Annotated in this window: 17 protein-coding genes and 1 pseudogene; 8 read left to right on the top strand and 10 right to left on the bottom strand. The window is 66.5% G+C overall.

Annotated features, from left to right (window positions below; all coding sequences use genetic code 11):
- The first annotated feature begins 60 nt into the window (after positions 1-60).
- Positions 61-564, top strand: coding sequence for a transcriptional regulator NrdR (gene nrdR / locus ABD243_RS03545; protein WP_091255145.1), 504 nt, complete (start codon positions 61-63; stop codon positions 562-564).
- 199 nt (positions 565-763) lie between these two features.
- Here the strand turns inward: nrdR and ppgK are convergent, their stop codons facing one another.
- Both ppgK and map read right to left on the bottom strand, forming a co-directional pair.
- Positions 764-1,567, bottom strand: coding sequence for a polyphosphate--glucose phosphotransferase (ppgK, locus tag ABD243_RS03540; RefSeq protein WP_116767496.1), 804 nt, complete (start codon positions 1,565-1,567; stop codon positions 764-766).
- A 95-nt stretch (positions 1,568-1,662) separates the two neighbouring features.
- Positions 1,663-2,541: a type I methionyl aminopeptidase gene (gene map / locus ABD243_RS03535; protein WP_116767495.1), complete on the bottom strand. Its 879-nt coding sequence runs from the start codon at positions 2,539-2,541 to the stop codon at positions 1,663-1,665.
- A 180-nt stretch (positions 2,542-2,721) separates the two neighbouring features.
- Between map and ABD243_RS03530 the strand changes: the two genes are divergently transcribed.
- Positions 2,722-2,886 (top strand): SPOR domain-containing protein, encoded by a 165-nt coding sequence (locus tag ABD243_RS03530; protein WP_116767494.1) that lies wholly within the window; start codon positions 2,722-2,724, stop codon positions 2,884-2,886.
- A gap of 190 nt (positions 2,887-3,076) precedes the next feature.
- Positions 3,077-5,110, top strand: a complete 2,034-nt coding sequence (locus tag ABD243_RS03525; protein ID WP_344362150.1) for a phage holin family protein — start codon at positions 3,077-3,079, stop codon at positions 5,108-5,110.
- A 92-nt stretch (positions 5,111-5,202) separates the two neighbouring features.
- On the opposite strand, the gene ABD243_RS03520 is transcribed toward ABD243_RS03525, so the two are convergent.
- The 3 genes from ABD243_RS03520 to panB all read right to left on the bottom strand — a co-directional run bounded on the left by ABD243_RS03520 (position 5,203) and on the right by panB (position 7,501).
- A complete protein-coding gene (locus tag ABD243_RS03520) occupies positions 5,203-5,961 on the bottom strand; it encodes an MBL fold metallo-hydrolase (protein WP_344362147.1) in 759 nt (252 codons plus the stop codon).
- Between the two features lie 53 nt (positions 5,962-6,014).
- Complete coding sequence (locus tag ABD243_RS03515; protein ID WP_344362145.1) at positions 6,015-6,404, bottom strand: SHOCT domain-containing protein; 390 nt, start codon at positions 6,402-6,404, stop codon at positions 6,015-6,017.
- Between the two features lie 170 nt (positions 6,405-6,574).
- Positions 6,575-7,501 carry a 3-methyl-2-oxobutanoate hydroxymethyltransferase gene (gene panB / locus ABD243_RS03510; RefSeq protein ID WP_344362142.1) on the bottom strand — a complete coding sequence of 309 codons (927 nt, stop codon included), beginning with the start codon at positions 7,499-7,501 and terminating at the stop codon, positions 6,575-6,577.
- Between the two features lie 263 nt (positions 7,502-7,764).
- Between panB and glnA (ABD243_RS03505) the strand changes: the two genes are divergently transcribed.
- The 4 genes from glnA (ABD243_RS03505) to ABD243_RS03490 all read left to right on the top strand — a co-directional run bounded on the left by glnA (ABD243_RS03505) (position 7,765) and on the right by ABD243_RS03490 (position 13,195).
- Positions 7,765-9,105 (top strand): type I glutamate--ammonia ligase, encoded by a 1,341-nt coding sequence (gene glnA / locus ABD243_RS03505; protein ID WP_018772372.1) that lies wholly within the window; start codon positions 7,765-7,767, stop codon positions 9,103-9,105.
- A gap of 9 nt (positions 9,106-9,114) precedes the next feature.
- Positions 9,115-12,126, top strand: coding sequence for a bifunctional [glutamine synthetase] adenylyltransferase/[glutamine synthetase]-adenylyl-L-tyrosine phosphorylase (locus ABD243_RS03500; RefSeq protein WP_116767489.1), 3,012 nt, complete (start codon positions 9,115-9,117; stop codon positions 12,124-12,126).
- A gap of 75 nt (positions 12,127-12,201) precedes the next feature.
- Positions 12,202-12,618, top strand: coding sequence for a VOC family protein (locus tag ABD243_RS03495; protein ID WP_116767488.1), 417 nt, complete (start codon positions 12,202-12,204; stop codon positions 12,616-12,618).
- Positions 12,619-12,679: 61 nt separating this feature from the next.
- A complete protein-coding gene (locus ABD243_RS03490) occupies positions 12,680-13,195 on the top strand; it encodes a GNAT family N-acetyltransferase (RefSeq protein ID WP_344362135.1) in 516 nt (171 codons plus the stop codon).
- 82 nt (positions 13,196-13,277) lie between these two features.
- Here ABD243_RS03490 and ABD243_RS03485 read toward each other — a convergent pair whose 3' ends face one another.
- On the bottom strand, positions 13,278-14,318 hold the full coding sequence (locus ABD243_RS03485; protein ID WP_344362132.1) for a sialate O-acetylesterase: 1,041 nt from the start codon (positions 14,316-14,318) through the stop codon (positions 13,278-13,280).
- Positions 14,319-14,663: 345 nt separating this feature from the next.
- Entirely contained in the window at positions 14,664-16,088 is a 1,425-nt protein-coding gene (gene glnA, locus ABD243_RS03480) for a type I glutamate--ammonia ligase (RefSeq protein ID WP_091255168.1), read from the bottom strand.
- 283 nt (positions 16,089-16,371) lie between these two features.
- On the opposite strand from glnA (ABD243_RS03480), the gene ABD243_RS03475 reads away from it, so the two are divergent.
- Complete coding sequence (locus tag ABD243_RS03475; RefSeq protein ID WP_091255170.1) at positions 16,372-16,809, top strand: RDD family protein; 438 nt, start codon at positions 16,372-16,374, stop codon at positions 16,807-16,809.
- Here the strand turns inward: ABD243_RS03475 and ABD243_RS03470 are convergent.
- The 3 genes and pseudogenes from ABD243_RS03470 to ABD243_RS03460 all read right to left on the bottom strand — a co-directional run.
- Positions 16,799-17,374 (bottom strand): DUF3817 domain-containing protein, encoded by a 576-nt coding sequence (locus ABD243_RS03470; protein ID WP_344362126.1) that lies wholly within the window; start codon positions 17,372-17,374, stop codon positions 16,799-16,801. The two genes, ABD243_RS03475 and ABD243_RS03470, sit on opposite strands and share 11 nt — an antisense overlap.
- A 174-nt stretch (positions 17,375-17,548) precedes the next feature.
- Entirely contained in the window at positions 17,549-18,298 is a 750-nt protein-coding gene (locus ABD243_RS03465) for a DUF4191 domain-containing protein (protein WP_344362124.1), read from the bottom strand.
- Between the two features lie 91 nt (positions 18,299-18,389).
- Positions 18,390-18,719 (bottom strand): annotated as a pseudogene (locus ABD243_RS03460) (lipoyl synthase); the annotation flags it as partial.

Genomic DNA, 18,719 nt, shown 5'->3' with positions numbered 1-18,719 from the left:
TGATCGCGGGGGCACACGGCGCTGTGCTCCGTTCAGGCTTGCGACCGGGGAGGAACCGACATGTATTGCCCGTTCTGCCGTAACCCTGATTCGCGCGTGGTGGACAGCCGGATCGCCGACGACGGCTCCGCCATCCGTCGCCGCCGGCAGTGCCCCGAATGCGGCCGCCGCTTCACCACGGTGGAAACCACCAGCCTTACCGTTATCAAACGCTCCGGTGTCGGCGAGCCCTTCAGCCGCAGCAAGGTCATCAACGGCGTCCGCAAAGCCTGCCAGGGGCGTCCGGTCACCGAAGACGACCTCGCCATGCTGGCGCAGGAGGTCGAGGAGGCAATCCGCGGCTCCGGCGCCGCCGAAATTGAAGCCCACGAAGTCGGGCTGGCAATTCTGGAACCGCTGCAGCGCCTGGACGAGGTTGCCTACCTGCGGTTCGCCAGCGTCTACCAGGCCTTCGAATCGCTGGAGGATTTCGAAGCCGCGATTTCCCTGCTTCGCCATGAGGCCGAGTCCAAGGGCAGGGACGGCAAGAACCCGAAGAAGAGCCCGCTCCAAGCGCCGTCGTAAATTTGTCGTCGTAAATTCTTGGCCCGGTGTTGGCGTCCCTCTCACCAGGTCCTATAACCCGCCACAGACTCCGGTGGTGGCAGCGGAGGGGAAGCCACAGCCACCACCGGCTCCACCAAAAATGAGCTATCACTACGGGTCGTTCCCAGCGTTCAGAACGACCCGGAGTGATAGCTCATTTTGGCTATCCGGCGATGTGCTACTTGGCGAGCTTGTGCTTCAGCGCAATCTCGATGGCTGCGCCCACGATGCCCGCGTCGTTCTTCAACTCGGCCGGGACGATCGGCGTGCGCAGCTTCATGTGCGGCAGATACTCGTCGGCACGCTTGGAGATGCCGCCGCCGACGATGAAGAGCTCGGGGGAGAACAGGAACTCCACGTGGGAGAAGTAGCGCTGCAGCAGCACGCTGTACTGTTCCCAGCTGAGGCCGTCACGCTCACGGGCCACGGCGGATGCCTTGGTCTCGGCGTCAAAGCCGTCGATCTCCAGGTGACCGAGTTCGGCGTTGGGAACCAGCTTGCCGTCGAAGATGAAGGCCGAACCGATGCCGGTGCCCAGAGTGATCACCAGCACGGTGCCGGCGACCCCTTCGCCGGCACCGAAGCGGGCCTCGGCGAGGCCGGCGGCGTCGGCGTCGTTGATGACCTCGACGGGGCGCCCGAGACGCGCCGTGAGCATGGCGTCGATGTCGGCCTCCAGCCACGACTTGTCCACATTCGCGGCCGAGTGAACCACACCGTGCTGGATAATGCCGGGGAAGGTGACGCCCACGGGGCTGCTGGCGTCGGGCGCGTCGGGACGGGCGGTGAGCTCCGCGACGACCTGCGCGACGACTTCGGCCACGGACTCGGGGGTGGAGGGCTGCGGCGTGGGGAAGCGCACGCGGTCGCCGATCAGTTTGCCCTTCTTCAGGTCCACGATCCCGCCCTTGATACCGGTCCCGCCGATGTCAATGCCGATCAGGGGGGCGTTCTTCTTCGACTTCTCGTCCTTCTTGGCCAATATCATTCCGTTCGTGGCAGGGGCGGGCTAGGGGACCGGCCAGGGCCGGCGGGTGAAGATGTGGATCTTCCGGGGAAATGCCGTGTGGAGCAGGGTCAGGGCAATGTGAGGATCTCGGCGCCGGACTCCGTGACGAGCAGGGTGTGCTCGAACTGTGCGGTGCGCTTGTGGTCGCGGGTCACAACAGTCCAGTCGTCGGCCCACATGTCCCAGTCAACGGTGCCCAGGGTCAGCATCGGCTCGATCGTGAACACCATACCCGTTTCCATGACGGTGTTGTATGCGGGGGCGGCATCGTAGTGCGGAATGATCAGCCCCGTGTGGAAAGCCTCGCCGACGCCGTGTCCGGTGAAGTCGCGGACCACGCCGTAGCCGAAGCGTTTTGCGTAGGACTCGATGGTCCGGCCGATCACGTTGATTTCGCGTCCCGGGGCTACAGCCCGGATAGCGCGGTTGAGCGATTCCTGGGTGCGCTCGACGAGGAGGCGGGATTCCTCGTCGACATCGCCGACCACGAAGGTGTAGTTGGTGTCGCCGTGCACACCGCCGATGAACGCCGTGATGTCGATATTCAGGATGTCGCCGTCCTGGACCACCGTGCTGTCGGGGATCCCGTGGCAGATGACCTCATTGAGCGAAGAGCATAGTGACTTCGGAAAGCCCCGGTAGCCGAGGGTGGAGGGATACGCCTTGTGGTCCAGGAGGAACTCGTGGCCCACCCGGTCCAGCTGGTCGGTGGTGACGCCGGGGGCGATGTGTTTGCCGACCTCCACGATGGCCTGTGCCGCGATTTTGGCGGCGATCCGGATCTTCTCGATGGTCTCCGGCGACTTGACCTCGGATCCCGTGAACTTTGCAGGACCCGGCTTGCCCACATACTCCGGACGCGGGATGGACGGCGGTACTGGAAGTTGCGGGCTCACTGTCCCCGGGACAAGCGTGCCGATGGGTGCAGTTGAGGCTAGAGAAGGCATAGATTGATCATATAAGCCGTCGGGCGAAGCCCGTAAAACACAGCCCAGAAAAACAGAGACCGTAGAACACAGTCGGAAAAATATGGAGCCCGGAGAACAAACTGAACGACGCCGGGCTATCTTCCGGAGCTTCTACCGGGACTAGAGCCCAGGGACTATCCGGGGCACGAAGGAGCACCAATGCCCGAATACTGGTACAACGTCAATACTCACGAGATCGAGGAAGACGCGATGTCCGACTGGAGCCAGCTGATCGGACCGTACAAGACCCGCGAGGAAGCCGAACACGCGCTCGAAAAGGTCAAGGCGCGCAACGAGGCGTGGGACAAGGGCGAGGACGACTAGCCCGTCCCGGCGGGTGCGCGGCAGCCGTGCCCTGCCGTCTCCGCAGCCGCGTCGCGTCGCGTTGAATCGCCGAGAGCGTCCCGTGGCAATCGCTGAGCGGACGCCGCGGCTGGCGGACTGATCCTTCTCACCGTCATTCTCACCCCGTGAGGGTGAGTGCCGGACAGGTCCGTCCGGCCATACTGGGACAATGCCGACGCGCGATACCCGCACCCGCGGCGTCCGAATCGCCGACCTGGCGAGGCTGGCCGTTGCCTGGGGCGGTTCGACTGTAGCCTTGATCGTCACCGGCGCGCTGCTGCCGGGGTTCTCTGCAAGCAGTTGGTGGGCCTATGCCGCCGTCGCAGCAGTGGCCGGCATCGTCGGCCTCGTCCTCCGCCCGGCCTTGGTGGAGATCTCCGCCCGGGTGGGCTGGCTGGCGGTGCTGCTTACCGCGCTGGTCGGCCAGGCCCTGATCATGTACGTCGCCATCCGACTGGTTCCCGGCATCGAGTCGACCGCATGGACCGCCCTGGCGGCAACCTGGATCAGCGCGGCCGTGGGCACGATCATCTCGTGGGCTACTACAGCCGGTACAGATGACGGCCTGATCAGCTCGTTGGCCGGCAGGGCACGCCGGCAGGAAAGCGTGCCCGATCCGGAGGTTGACGGCATCTTGTTCGTCCAACTCGACGGTGTTCCCTTCCCGGTGCTGCAATGGGCGGTCCAGTCCGGGGCGGTGCCCAATATCCGGCGCTGGCTGGCGACGGGGGATTACCAGCTCCGCGAATGGACGCCCCAGCTGCCGTGCACCACGCCGGCCAGCCAGCTGGGCATTCTGCACGGCACCGTGGACGGGATCCCGGCCTTCCGGTGGTACGACCGTGAGCTTAACCGGGTCCTGGTGGCCAACCGCCCGGCAGACGCCCGGGTGATCGAGGAGAGGCACAGCACCGGCAAGGGCCTGCTCTACGACGACGGCGTCTCCATTTCGAACCTGTTCACCGGGGACGCGCCCCGATCGCTATTGACGATGAGCCGGGTAGGGGTCGGGCGCGGCTCCGCCCAGACCCGCCGGGCGTTCGCCTGGTTTTTCACCTCGCCGAGCGGGTTTATGCGCAGCTTCACACGAACGGTCGGGGAGATTCTTAAGGAGCGTTGGCAGGCCCGACGACAGGTCAAGCGGGACCTTGACCCGCGAGTGCATCGGGACTGGACCTTCGCCCTGCTGCGGGCGGTCACTAACAGTCTGTTGCGTGACCTGAACACGGCGTTGGTGGCAGAGGAGTTGCGGAGAGGCACGAGGAGCATCTATGTCGACTACGTCGACTACGACGAGATCGCGCACCACGCAGGCATGTTCCGGCCCGAATCGCTCGCCGCCCTGGATGGCTTGGACCGCACGCTGGGATCGTTGGCTCAGCTGGCCGGGTCCGCTCCCCGCCGCTACCGGCTGATCGTGCTCTCGGACCATGGCCAGTCCCAGGGCACCCCGTTCGCCGACCGGTATGGCCAGACGCTCGGTGACCTGTGTGCAGACCTCATCCACGCCCACGTCCAGAACGTGGACGCTTCGGTCGAAGGGCTGGGGCGCGCGGACTCCATCGCCGGCGACATCTCGGCCCGGGGGATGACCGGGAAGCTCGCCGGCCGTGCCGACGAGGTTCTAACCAAGGCACAGCAGACTTCGGCGCCCGGCGACGCCGCCGAGGAGCCGGTTGTGGTGCTGGGCTCGGGGAATCTGGGCTTGGTTTACGTCCGGGGCGACCGGCGATGGACTCTCGAGGCCCTCGAGAGTCGGTGGCCGGCCCTAGTCCCGGGCCTGGCGGGCCATCCCGGCGTCGGGTTCGTCGCCGGCGTCGATGAAGACGGCCGGGCATGGGCGATCGGTATCGGCGGACGCCTCAACCTGGCCAGCGGCGCAGTGCACGGCACCGACCCGCTGGCCCCCTTCGGGCCGCACGCGGCGCTGGTGCTCCGACGGGCGTTGAAGCATCCCGAGGCACCGGATCTCTACGTCAACAGCACGATCAGCCCCGTGACCGACGACGTCGCGGCGTTCGAAGGACTCGTCGGATCCCACGGGGGCCTCGGCGGTTGGCAGGACCGGGCCGTGCTGCTCGGCCCGGCCGATCTCATGGCGACGCTGCCGGAGCGGATAGAAGGTGCCGATGAACTCCATCGGTTGCTGGTGGCGATGCTCGAGTCCTGTGGGCAGCGTGCCACGACGGCGTCCCGCGGTTAAGCGACTGGAATTAGGCACCTGGACTGGGTGAGTGGCAACATGCCGCATCGCTGAGGACGCCCCGTTGGGGGGCGCAGTTTCGGGTCCTCGGCTCACACAGGCTCTACCCAGGACTCGCCGGGGGCGAGGACCACCGCTGTGCAGTCGGGAGCCTGCTCCGCCACGGCGGCCGCAAACCGGAGCCCGGGCTGTTCGAGCCAGTTCCGGGCAAAGTGTGCGATCAACGGAGGGTGCAGCGTTCCCCAGTGCACCGGCACGGCGAATCTCGCGCCGCTCATAGCGACGGCCCGGGCGGCAGTCTCCGGAGACAGGTGTCCCGCCGAGAGCCTCGGTCCCCACCCCCAGACCGGCACCAGGGCGACGTCGATCGTCCCGCCCGCCATGGCGGACATCGCGGCCATCTCCGGATACAGCCCAGTGTCACCGGCTATCCAGACGCTGCCGGACGGCCCTCGAACCAGCTGGCCGTTGGCGTCGTTGGGACGATGCGGCATGGGACGGCTGCGGTGCTCGGCGGGGACCTGGCGAATCTCGACACCGGCGCCTACCGGGGTCCAGCCGTCCCCCAAGGGGGCCGTGTCCGGCAGCCTCCGGCGACGCAACCAGGCGACATTCGCCGGGGCGCTCATCAACGTTGCTCCGCGCAGCATGCGGAGGGAGCCCAACTCGGCGTGGTCGTGGTGCAGGTGCGAGACCAGCACCACGTCCGGGTGGCTCCACGACACCGGGTCCGGCCGCGGTGCCAGGCGTCGTAACAACCCGGCATGAGGGCGGAGCAACGGATCCGTCAGGACCCGAACCCCGTCGAGATCCAGAACCACCGAGGAGTGACCCAGCCAGGTGATTCTCACACGGATCGGCCCCCACCCGGGCGTAGTGCGTTGTCAGGCGAGGTCTGGTCGCCTCAGGCCAGAGCCTTTGCCTTGAGGGAGTCAAACTCGGTCTGGTTGATGGCACCGGAATCGAACAGCGCCTTGGCATCTGCGATCTGGGCGGCCGGGGTGGATGTTGTGCCTGCGGCCTGCTTGATGTACTCCTGCTGGGCAGCTTGTTGCTCGGCCATTCGCGCCATCTGCCGCTCCGCCATGCTGCGCCCCCTGGCGATCAGGTAGATGAAGGCGCCGAGCCAGGGCAAGAAGATCATCAAGATCGCCCAGCCGGCCTTGGCCCAGCCACTGAGCGTGTGGTCGCTGAACATGTCAAACAAGCAACGGAAATAGACCGTCAGTGCGGCGACCCAGATGAAGAACCAGAAACTCCACACCAAGATGTCCCAGAAGCTAGTGGTGCCCATCGATACTCCTCCCATCGTGTCCGCCGGAGCCTGACGCAGCTCTTCCGGCACGACTACGGCCGGAACGGCGGAACATCCACTGAGGTCTGATGCAGACCTCAATGGTCAGCCTGCCCGGAGTGGAGACGCGACACATCACCTGCGAAGGATGAGGTGTCGGCTGCAGCGGCCTAGAAGGAGTGCTCGGGGCCGGGAAAGTGGCCGGAGCGCACGTCGTCGCCGTAGGCCTTGGCGGCGTTGGTGAGCGAGGTCCGAAGGTCGGCGTACTGCTTGACGAATTTCGCCATCTTTCCGCCGCGCAGGCCCGCCATGTCCTGCCAGACCAGGACCTGCCCGGTGGTGGCGTTGCCGGCGCCGATGCCGACGGTGGGGACGTCGACGGCGGCGTCGACGGCGGCCGCCGTGGCGGCGGGGACCATTTCCATGAGCACGCAGAACGCGCCGGCGTCGGCCAGCGCGACGGCGTCCTCGATCAGGCGTGCGGCGTCATCGCCGCGGCCCTGGACCCGGTAGCCGCCGAGGGCGTGCTCGCTCTGCGGGGTGAAACCGATATGGGCCATGACCGGGATCCCTGCCTGGACCATGGCGCGGACGGTGTCGGCGTAGAACTTTCCGCCTTCAATCTTGACGGCATGGGCCAGGCCTTCCTTAAGGAACCGCACGCCGGTGGCGACGGCCTGCTGGGCGGAGACCTCGTAGCTGCCGAAGGGCAGGTCCGCGACCACCAGGGCGCGCCGCGCGGAGCGGGCCACGGCCCGGCACAGCGGCAGGAGCTCGTCCACCGTCACGGGCAGGCTGGTCTCGTTGCCGAAGACGTTGTTGGACGCCGAATCGCCCACCAGCAGGACCTCGATGCCCGCCTGGTCAAAGATCTCCGCGGTGTACTGGTCATAGGCGGTGAGCATGGCGAAATGCTCACCCTTGGCCTTGGCCTGGTGCAGATGGTGGATGCGGATCCGTGCCACCGGCTTCCGGGAAACCTCCGGTGCCCCGGCAACGCCGGCCGCGGCGCCCGCGGAAGCCGCCGTCGGGCCGCTGCCGTAAGGGGCGGGAAGTTCTGCGGGCGTGCTGGAATCGGAGCTGTTGCTGGTGGCCATGCCACGAGCGTAATGCGATACCGGGCACCACAGCTACCGGGCAACCGGCCGACGCCGGTGAATCACGTCACACGGGCCGCCGTGGCGACTGCGCACTCCCGCCAGGCGGCGCCAAATTCTCCGACTTTGTGTTAACGGCGTGTTACGCGGAGGGCCGGCTTCAGCAATCGGTGCCAATGCTTAGTAAAGTGAACCGTGAGCAGCCGCGGGGCCCATGAAAGGCGGGCCTGGGGCACGGATGGAAGAACCGGAAAGAGGCCAGTATGGACCGCCAGCAAGAGTTTGTCCTGCGGACGATCGAAGAGCGCGATGTGCGGTTTGTGCGTCTGTGGTTTACCGACGTCGTGGGATCGCTCAAGTCCGTGGCTCTTGCCCCGGCCGAGGTGGAAGGCGCCTTCGAAGAAGGACTCGGCTTTGACGGGTCCTCGATCGAGGGCCTGGCCCGCGTCTTTGAATCGGACATGCTCGCCCAGCCTGATCCGGCCACGTTCCAGATCCTGCCCTGGCGCGGTGAGACGGAGGCGACCTCGCGGATGTTCTGCGACATCCTGACGCCCGACGGCGAGCCCTCCGCCGCGGATCCGCGCAACGTCCTCAAGCGCACCCTCGCCAAGGCCGCGGACATGGGCTTCACCTGCTACACCCACCCCGAAATCGAGTTCTACCTGCTCAAGTCCCAGGAACCGGGCCCCGATGGCTCTCCCGTCCCGGTGGATGAGGGCGGGTACTTCGACCATGTCCCGGGCGGCGTCGCCCAGGACTTCCGCCGGACCGCCGTGACCATGCTCGAATCCGTGGGCATCTCGGTGGAATTCAGCCATCACGAGGCCGGCCCGGGCCAGAACGAGATCGACCTCCGCTACGCGGACGCCCTGCAGACCGCGGACAACATCATGACGTTCCGGACGGTAATCAAGGAAGTCGCGTTGCAGCAGGGCACCTATGCCACCTTCATGCCCAAGCCGTTCACGGCCCACCCGGGCTCCGGCATGCACACACACTTCTCGCTCTTCGAAGGCGACACGAACGCCTTTTACGAGGCCGGTTCCGAGTTCCAGCTCTCCGAGACCGCGCGCCAGTTCATTGCCGGCATCCTCAAGCACGCGCCCGAATTCACGGCCGTCACCAACCAGTTCGTGAACTCCTACAAGCGGCTGTGGGGCGGGGGTGAGGCGCCGAGCTACCTGAGCTGGGGCCACAACAACCGCTCCGCGCTGGTCCGCGTCCCGTTGTACAAGCCCGGCAAGGGCCAGTCCGCGCGGATCGAATACCGTGGCATCGACTCCGCCGCCAACCCCTACCTGGCCTACGCCGTGCTCCTCGGCGCCGGCCTCAAGGGCATCGAAGAGGGCTACCAGCTCCCCGCCGCGGCGGAGGACGACATCTGGTCGCTGAGCTCGGCCGAGCGCCGCGCCATGGGGCACGATCCGCTGCCGGCGAGCCTGCACGACGCCATCCGGACCATGGAAGACTCCGAACTCATGCCGCAGATCCTCGGCGAGCAGGTCTTCGAGCACTTCCTGCGCAACAAGCGTGCGGAATGGCAGGACTACCGCCTCCAGGTCACGCCCTACGAGCTGCAGCGCAATCTCGGCATTCTGTAGGCGGCCCCGGTGAGCCTGGCACGACGCCTCATAGCCGCCGGCTTCAGTGATCTCGACAAGGGGGAACGGTTCCTGGCAGCCCGGGAACTGGAGGGGCTCGACCAGGACGCCCTCTTTGCCGGGCTGCAGCTGGCGGCTAACCCGGACACGGCCCTGCAGTCCCTGGTCCGGCTGATCGAGAAGCACCCGCAGCTGCGCAAGCTCGCCGTCGCGGATCCGGAAGCCAGCGAACCGCTGTACCGGGTGTTGGGTGCCTCCGAGGCGCTGGGCGAATTCCTCATCCGCCACCCCGAGCACCTTGACGCCTTCGCCGCCCGTGTCAGCCCGGAACCGCTGGCCGCGGACCCGGCAGCCCTCCGGGCCCGGCTGCTGCAGTCAGTGCGGGCGGATCCGAAGTCTGCCCGGCCGGTGGCGGCCCTCAGCGGGCAGGAAGCCTACGCCGCCCTGCGGACGGCATACCGGCGCGGGCTCGTGGAACTCGCCATCAAGGACCTGTGCGCGGCCGATCCCCTCGATTTCATGCCGGCTGCCGGTGCGGAACTCGCGGACCTTGCCGGCGCCGCCCTGGAGGCGGCCCTCGCCGTGTCCCGGGCCGAGGCGGCGGAGAAGTTCGACGCCAAGGAGGTCGCCGACGTCGGGCTTGCCGTGATCGGCATGGGCAAGTGCGGCGCCCGCGAACTGAACTATATTTCCGACGTCGACGTCATCTACGTGATCGATTCCGGCACTTTGGAGGACGTCCGGGCAACCATGATCGGCACGGCCCTCGCCTCGGGTATTTCGCGGGCGATCATGTCCACGAGCCGCGAACCAGGGCTGTGGGAAGTGGACGCGAACCTGCGGCCCGAGGGCAAGTCCGGCCCACTTGTCCGGACGCTGGCCTCGCACGAGAGCTACTATGCGCGCTGGGCCGAGAGCTGGGAATTCCAGGCCCTGCTGAAGGCCCGGACCATTGCCGGCGACGCCGCGCTGGGGGCACGCTACGAGGCCGCCGTGACGCCGTTGATCTGGTCCTCGGCCGGCCGGGAAGGCTTTGTCGAATCCGTCCGTGCCATGCGCCGCCGCGTCACCGAGCACATCCCGGCCGATGAAGAACAGCGGCAGATCAAGCTGGGCCGCGGGGGACTGCGCGACGTCGAATTCACGGTGCAGCTTCTGCAGCTTGTGCACGGCAAGTCCGATGAATCGTTGCGCTGCCGGGACACCACGTCCGCCATCGCCGCGCTGTCCGCCGGCGGGTACATCGGCCGCTCGGACGCCGCGGAATTCGACCGCGACTACCGCTACTTGCGGCTCCTCGAGCACCGGATCCAGCTCTTCCAGCTGCGCCGGACACACCTCATGCCGGTCAATGAAGCGTCGCTGCGCTCCCTTGCCAAGGCCGTGTTGGGTCCGTTCTCCACCGAGCGGCCCAAACCGGACGCCCTCGTAGGCGCGTGGCGAAAGACCAAGCGCTCCGTCCGCGAACTCCACGAACGCATCTTCTACCGCCCCCTGCTCAACACGGTTGCGACGCTGAGCAGCGAAGAGGCCCGCCTCACTCCGGAAGCCGCCCAAGGCCGGCTCGCGGCCCTGGGCTACCTCGATCCCCGCGGCGCCATGCGGCACATCGAGGCCCTCACCGCCGGGGTCAGTCGCCGCGCGGCGCTCCAGCGCCAACTGCTGCCGATCCTCCTGGACTGGCTCGCCGACGGCGTGGATCCCGACGGCGGTCTGCTCGCCTTCCGGCGCGTCAGCGAGGCGCTCGGCACGACGCACTGGTACCTGGGCATGCTCCGCGATTCGACGGCGGCGGCAGAGCGGCTCTGCCATGTGCTCGCCAACTCCCGGTTGATCGCGGACCTGCTGGAGGTCTCGCCGGAGTCTGTGGCGTGGCTCGGTACCGACAAAGAGCTTGTCCCGCTTAGCTTCGAATCGCAGTGGCTCGAGATCGCCTCGAAGATGTCCCGGCACGCGGACCCGGAGAGCGCCATGCGGCTGATCCGGCTGATCCGGCGCCGCGAAATCCTCCGCATCGCCATCGCGGACAGTGCCGGACTGTTGGATCAGGACCAGGTGGGCGAAGCCCTCGCCGACACCGACCGGGCAGCCGTCCTGGGGGCGCTGCGCGTGGCGGAGACGATCATCACTGCCGAGGAACCGCTTAAGACGCACGTGCTGGTGGTGGCGATGGGCCGGCAAGGGGGCCGGGAGATCGGCTACGGCTCAGACGCCGACGTCATGTACGTACACCGGGGATTGCCCGGCGTCCCGGAAGAGGAAGCGCAGGCGCAGGCCTCGCAGATCGTGGGCAAGCTCTCAAGCTTGCTGACCCAGCCGCTCAAACCGGCGATCTTGGCCGAACGCGTGCTGTCCGTCGACGCGGACCTGCGCCCGGAGGGCAAGAGCGGGCCCATGGTGCGGTCCCTGGAGTCCTATGCCGAGTACTACCGCCGGTGGTCTCTCGTCTGGGAGGCCCAGGCGCTGCTGCGGGCGCGCCCGATGGCCGGCGACGACGCCCTGGCGGAGGACTTCATCGCCCTGATCGATCCGATCCGCTACCCGGAGTCGTTGTCGGACCAGGACGTGCGGGAGGTCCGGCGGGTCAAGGCCAGGGTCGAGGCGGAGCGCCTGCCGCGCGGCGCCGACCCGGCCCGGCACCTGAAGCTGGGCCGCGGCGGCCTGAGCGACGTCGAATGGCTGGCCCAGCTGCTCCAGCTTCGGCACGCCGGCAAACACCCGGAACTGCGAACCACCTCCACCGTGGAGGCCCTCGAAGCGGCCGCGGCCCTGGACCTGATCGACGCCGGCGACGTCGTGATTTTGCTCCGGGCGTGGCGGCTGGCGAGTCGGATCCGTTCGGCCAATGTCATCTGGACCGGCCGGACCTCGGACCTGCTGCCCTCCTCCCGCCGCGACCTCGAAGCCGTGGCACGGTGGTGCGGCTATGGGCAAGGCAACGCCGCGGAGCTCGAAGAGGATTACCTGCGGCTGAGCCGGCGTGCACGGTCGGTTTTCGAACGGACCTTCTATGGTCAGTAGCGCCGATCGGCGGCCTCCCGGTCACTGACACACGCCGTACTGACACATGCCGCCGCCCGGTGCTACCTTGGGCGGATGGCCAGGCAACTGTTTGTGAACCTCCCCGTCCGGAATCTCGATACGACCGTTGAGTTCTTCACCGCACTGGGTTTCTCCTTCAACCCGGACTTCACCGATGAGAACGCCACCTGCATGATCGTCAACGACGGCGCGTACGTGATGTTGCTCGTCGAGTCCTACTTCAAGACCTTCACCTCCAAGTCGGTGGCCCCCACGGCGGACGCCGCCGAGGTCATCATGTCCTTCTCCTTGGAGAGCCGTGAGGCCGTGGATGCGGTCATCCGGACGGCGCTGACCTCCGGAGGCAAGGCATCGGAGGAGGCCCAGGACTACGGCTTCATGTACACGCACAGCTTCCAGGACCCGGACGGCCACCTCTGGGAGGTCTTCTGGATGGATCCGGCCGGCCCGCCGAAGGACGCCGCACTGTAGCTGACTTCAGCCGCAAGCCGCTCGAGGCGGCAGGCGCTGCCGGCATGGGTACGCTGGCTACATGGCTGAACACGTGTGGCTGCTGCCCATCAAGAACCTCGATGACGACGCCCGGGCCGTCAAGCTGGGGGAGATCGCGCTGCTGGAACTCGGCGAAGGCCAGCGAAAATTTGTTGGCGACCCGTTGCGGATGATGCTGATTGCGCTGGAAGAAGAGTCCCGGTACCCGTTCGCCGTGGACGTCAACGGAACGGCCGTGGGCGTGCTCACGCTCCAGCGGGGCGCCGCGACCCTGGCGGGCTGGCCCGACGACGACTCTGTCTGGCTCCTGCGGGGCTTCCTGATTGGCCGGCAACATCAGGGCCGGGGGCTGGGCACCCTCGCAGCCGATGCCGCCGTGCGGGAGGCAGCCAAACTGACGGCGGGCCTCGGAACCGGCCAGGCCGGCGTCGTGCTCTCCGTCAACGAAGGGAACCCCGGCGGCCTCGCCGCCTACCGCAAGGCCGGCTTCGAGGACCGCGGCCGCTACGACGGCGGCGACGCCGGCCCGCAACGCATCATGTACCGGGCGTTCTGACCGGAAGCGCACCTTGACCGGTACGCCGGGTGCGTCAGTTGATCGAAAGCGCTGATTTGGGGAGTGCGCACCCCGCACGATGCTACTGCGCCACCTTGGTGCCGGCGGAGGTCCTGGAGGTCGTGGTGTAGCCGGTCTTGGCGCCGGTGACCTTGACGGTGATGGTCCGTCCCAGATCGCCGGAGGGGACCACATAGGTGGCAGCCGTGGCGCCAACGACCGCAGTCCCGGAGTGGTACCACTGGTAGCTCAGGGTAACCGGGGACACGGCCCAAGCGCCGGGCACGGCGGTGAGGGTGGAACCCACCTTCGCGGTACCGGTGATGATCGGTACCGGGCCGTAGGTGATTTTGGCTGCCCGCCAAAAGGCGGTGAGGTACGTTCTCCCCAGGAACTCGTCGCCGGTCCGGGAGAAATGGAACGCGTCACCGTCGTTCACACCCCCGGCCATGGACGGTGCGAACGCGGTGTAAGCGACTCGTGAGGGGGTTCCCTTGTGTGACTTGTCAACGTTGGCCAAACCCGGTTGGGCCGTGATTCCCTCCGGCGCCAGGCCCCCCACCACAAAGGGCAGTTGAGGGGCGGCCAGTTGGGATCGGAAGTACCCTATGAGCTCGTCAAGCTTCGCACTGTATGCCGAGGTCGACATCCACCAGTTGCCTTCGCCTTGGTGCCAGAGGATGCCCTTGAGCTTCACGGTGTAGCCCGCCGCCACGGCCGCCGCGATCCCTTCGCGGGTCTGTGTAACTGCCAGCGCGGGGAGGTCGAATTCCGGGGCGGAGGCGGTGCCTACATTCCAGGTCGGGGTTCCCACGCTGTTGGTAAACGCAGTGGCGCCGCGCGCCGCGGGGATGATGAGAACTCCGACGTTGGCGGGCTGGTTCTTCACGTACCCGCGGGCAAAGGTCGTTGCGGGGGAGATGCCTTTGGCGACGTCGAGCATGTCCAAGGGGATAGTGGCATTCCGGAATGTGCGTAGCTTCGCGCCGTACTGGAATATCCTCGGGTCCGCCGGATCATCTGTGGTGCCGCTGGGGAGGCCGCGGCCGGACACGTTTGACTGCCCGACAGCTAAGAACACATCCAGGACGGTGACCTTGGTCGCTGCCTGCGCAGGCGTCACGCCCGCGAGCATAAGGGCAGAAACTGTGAGGCCGACCAGTAGTCCTTGAATCCAGGTTGTAAGTCTTTTCACGGATCTCACTTCCCACGCTAGGCAGGGACGGCCAGCACCGACAACTAGCCACCGTTCGGCAACAGCGACGCGACCCGGGCCAGCCGGGAAGGCCATTGTGGCCCAAGAACCTTCGGCTTTCCTTGAACCTCCCGGCAACGCCGACTGTGGACCGCCGCAGAGCTCACGCAACAAAAGGCCGGCCCCAGGTGGTGAACCTGGTGCCGGCCTTTGATGTGTCCAGGGTCTTGCGGACCCCTTGCGGGCTAAACGCTGTCTAGCCCTGTGATCTGGCTAGACGCCGTAGTAGAGCTCGAACTCGTACGGGTTCGGGCGCAGCGAGAGCGGACGGATCTCGTTCTCATACTTGTACTCGATCCAGGTGTCGATCAGGTCCTGGGTGAAGACGCCGCCGGCCTGCAGGAACTCGTTGTCCTCGGCCAGTGCCTCCAGGGCTTCCTCGAGGGTGCCCGGAGCCTTGGGGATGTCCTTGGCTTCTTCGGCGGGGAGCTCGTAGAGGTCCTTGTCGATCGGAGCCGGGGGTTCGATCCGGTTGCGGATGCCGTCAATGCCGGCCATCAGCTGGGCAGCGAATGCCAGGTACGGGTTGGAGGAGGGGTCCGGAGCGCGGAACTCGATGCGCTTGGCCTTCGGGTTGGAGCCCGTGATCGGGATGCGGATACCGGCGGAGCGGTTGCCCTGCGAGTAGACCATGTTGACCGGGGCTTCGAAGCCCTTGACCAGGCGGCGGTAGGAGTTAACCGTCGGGTTGGTGAAGGCGAGCACTGCGGAGGAGTGCTTCAGCAGGCCACCGATGTACCAGCGGGCGGTGTCGGACAGGCCGGCGTAGCCCTTCTCGTCGTAGAAGAGCGGCTCGCCGCCGGTCCACAGCGACTGGTGGCAGTGCATGCCCGAGCCGTTGTCACCGAAGACCGGCTTGGGCATGAAGGTCACGGACTTGCCCCAGGCGTCGGCAGTGTTCTTGATGACGTACTTGAACTTCTGCAGGTCATCGGCCGCGTGGGTCAGGGTGGTGAACTTGTAGTTGATTTCAGCCTGGCCGGCGGAACCGACCTCGTGGTGGCTGCGCTCGACCTCAAGGCCGGCCTCGTCCAGCGCAACACACATGGCGTCGCGGAGGTCGGCCTGCTTGTCGGTGGGGGACACGGGGAAGTAGCCGCCCTTGACCGGGGTCTTGTAGCCGAGGTTGCCGCCCTCTTCCTCACGGCCGGTGTTCCAGTGGGCTTCCTCGGAGTCGATCTTGTAGAAGCTGCCCTGCGGGGAGGACTGGTACTGGACGTTGTCGAACACGAAGAACTCGGCCTCGGGGGCGAAGAAGGCGGTGTCGGCGATGCCGGTGGAGGCGAGGTAGGCTTCGGCCTTCTCGGCCACGCCGCGGGGGTCGCGGTGGTACGGATCGCCAGTGCGGGGGTTCACGATCGAGAAGTTCAGCGCAAGGGTCTTTTCCATGCGGAACGTGTCGAGGAATGCCGTGGTCACGTCCGGGATGAGCTGCATGTCAGACTCGGCGATGCCCTGGAAGCCGCGGATCGAAGACCCGTCGAAGAGCTGGCCATTGACGAAGAAGTCGGCATCAACGCTCTTGGCGGGCACGTTGAAGTGCTGCTGAACGCCAGGAAGATCGGTGAAGCGGATGTCGACGAATTTGATGTCTTCGTCTTTGATGAACTTGAGGACTTCGTCCGCAGTCTTGAACATTATGCTCCTTACGCATATGAAAGATCTGGCCGTCAGGCACATTGGTCCAGGGCAGTCCAACAGCGGGAAGGCAAAAAAGCATCCCCGCTTCTGAACCGCTAGCAACTGTTACCACCCTAAGGACATGGGGTTTCCCCGCAGTGTCCGTATTGTTTCGGGGAGGTTACAGAACGCCCTGACAGGTAAACGCTAGTCGCCGGTCCACAGTGTGACCTATCCAGTTCCACAGTGTGACACAGGGCCGCCCACACTGTGGACGGCCCTGACCCGATAAGCTTGGACGGTGGTAGATCGCAAAGACATCGGTTCATGGCTCAGCGGGCCGGACACATCCGGCATCTCCAAGTACCCGGGGGAACGGCTTGGACTGCCCGAGGCCGGGCCAGGCTCGATCGCCCGCGCGGGACGCCGCATTTTGGCGATCTGCATCGACTGGGGCATCGCGCTGCTGATCAGCAATTTCGCCTTCGCTGGCGACTCCTGGGCCACGCTGGCCGTGTTTGCCGTCGAACAGATCCTGCTCGTCGGCACCCTCGGCTACAGCATCGGCCACCGGATCGTAAGCATCCACGTGCTGCGCTTGGGCGGCGGCCCGGCGGGCCCGCTCGCGGCCTTGGTGCGCACCCTTCTGCTGTGCCTCGTCATTCCGGCCGTCATCTTCGACCCGGACCAGCGCGGACTGCACGACAAAGCCATGAATACCGTGCTCGTCAGGATGTAGCTCCTGCCCGCGTCCGACGGCGGTCCCAGGCTGTCAGTGCGGGGCGTTCCCTCGTCGTTTGCGACGTATGGCCGGTCGGCCGCCACCTCTTGGCTGCGGTTCTCCACGAATGGCCGTCAAACTTCCCGGGATAGCGGCCATATGCGTCAGATGGGCGCAGAGATGTTGCCAGGGCGCATAGAACCCGAGGTCCCGGGCGGAACCATACGCCCGCCGTCTCCTGGGCCGGCGTCCTCGCAGCCTCGCCGACCTGCACCCCCAGGTGGCCGCGGCGCCCGGCCCAGCGTTCAAACCAGACCGTCGCGAACGGGAAGACGGCGGAGACGCCCGCGAGCACGGCAACCTTGAACGGCCAGCGAAGCATCGCCCACAGACTCAACACCGCGATGGCATAGCCGATGAAGAACGCCCCGTGGATCGGACCAGCAACCTCCACGCCCAGTTCCGTCGTCCGCGTCACCCACTTGAGGACCATGCCCGTCAGCAGTGCGGCCCAGCTGAACGCTTCGGCAATCGCCAGCCACCGGAAAACGCGGATCATGGCGGCGGTCGATGGAAGTTTCATGCGGGTCTCCTGGATCCTGAAGTGCTTGGTGCTGACGGTCGTGTTGCGGGCGTCGTGGCCGGTCGCCGTCGGGCGGTCATGGAAAAGCCCCGGCTGGCGGCCTGAAGGGGGCGCGAACCGGGGCGATCCTGTACAGCCGGCGTGCAGTGCTGCCTATGAGGCTGCGGGCAGGGCCTAGCGTCCGCGGGTCGGGCGGGCCTTGTAGGGATCGATGCCCTTGGGGATGGGGAGGCGACCGCCGAGCGAGGAAATACGCTTGGACACGGCACTGATCTCGGTCTTTGTCAGTTCGCCCTTGAGCTTGTTCATCTTCTTGGCGAGCTGGCTGAGCGGCACCTGGCCCTCGCCGCGGCCACTTTCGATCACGTGGATTGTGACGTTGGGCAGGATGCGTGAGAGCCGCTTGCGTTCGGCGTCGACCAGCGGCTTGACCCGGTTGCTGGGACCTTCGCTGACGAGCACGACGCCGGGACGGCCGATGGCGCGGAAGACGGCGTCCTGCGTGCGGGGGTTGACAGCAACGGGCTGATCCTCGGTGATCCAGCCGCGCTTAAGCGTGCCCAGCGCGGCACCTGAGGCGCCCGGCTGGCCCTCGATCTGCGCGAACGCGGCGCGCTCGGCGCGGCGGGACAGGATCAAGGTTGCGGCAATGGCGCCCAGCGCGATGCCGATGATCAGGCCGGTGATCCAGTTATCGAGCAGGAAGCCAACCAGGAGGCTGGCGGCGACAACGCCCAGGAACGCCAGCAGCATGAGCCACGGAACCATGGGATCGTGGCGGCGCGTCATCTGGAAGACCTCGCCGATCTGCTTCAGCCGGCTCGGCTTCTTGGCCTTTGCTTCCTTGGGCTTGCGGGAGAAAAGACCGCGCTTCGGAGCATCGGAAGCCGGGCTGGAGCTGCTGGAGTCAGGGGAATTCGCCATAGTGCCTTAATTCTACGTGATTCATGGCTAAGGGCCGGACGCCGGAATCATCCGGTGCCGGCCCCTAAGTGGAAGGGTTCTAGAACAGGATTCAGGAATGCGCGGCGAGGATGGAGCTGGCTTCCTGGCGGGTGCTGCCGGAGCTTTCGATGTGGGCGAGTTGGGCCGGGATTTCCCAGCCTTTCTTGCGCATCGCGGTGGCCCAGAGCCGGCCGGCGCGGTAGGAGGAGCGCACCAGGGGTCCGGACATGACGCCCAGGAAGCCGATCTCGTCCGCTTCCTGCTGCAGGTCCACGAATTCCTGCGGCTTGACCCAGCGGTCCACCGGAAGGTGCCGTTCGGACGGGCGCAGGTACTGGGTGATCGTGATGAGGTCGCAGCCGGCCTCGTGCAGGTCCCGCAGGGCCTCGGAAATCTCGTC

The sequence above is a fragment of the Arthrobacter humicola genome, from assembly GCF_039531445.1.
Classification (GTDB): domain Bacteria; phylum Actinomycetota; class Actinomycetes; order Actinomycetales; family Micrococcaceae; genus Arthrobacter; species Arthrobacter humicola.
Note: the sequence above shows the minus strand (reverse complement) of the source record. Positions and strands in the feature narration are given on the sequence as shown.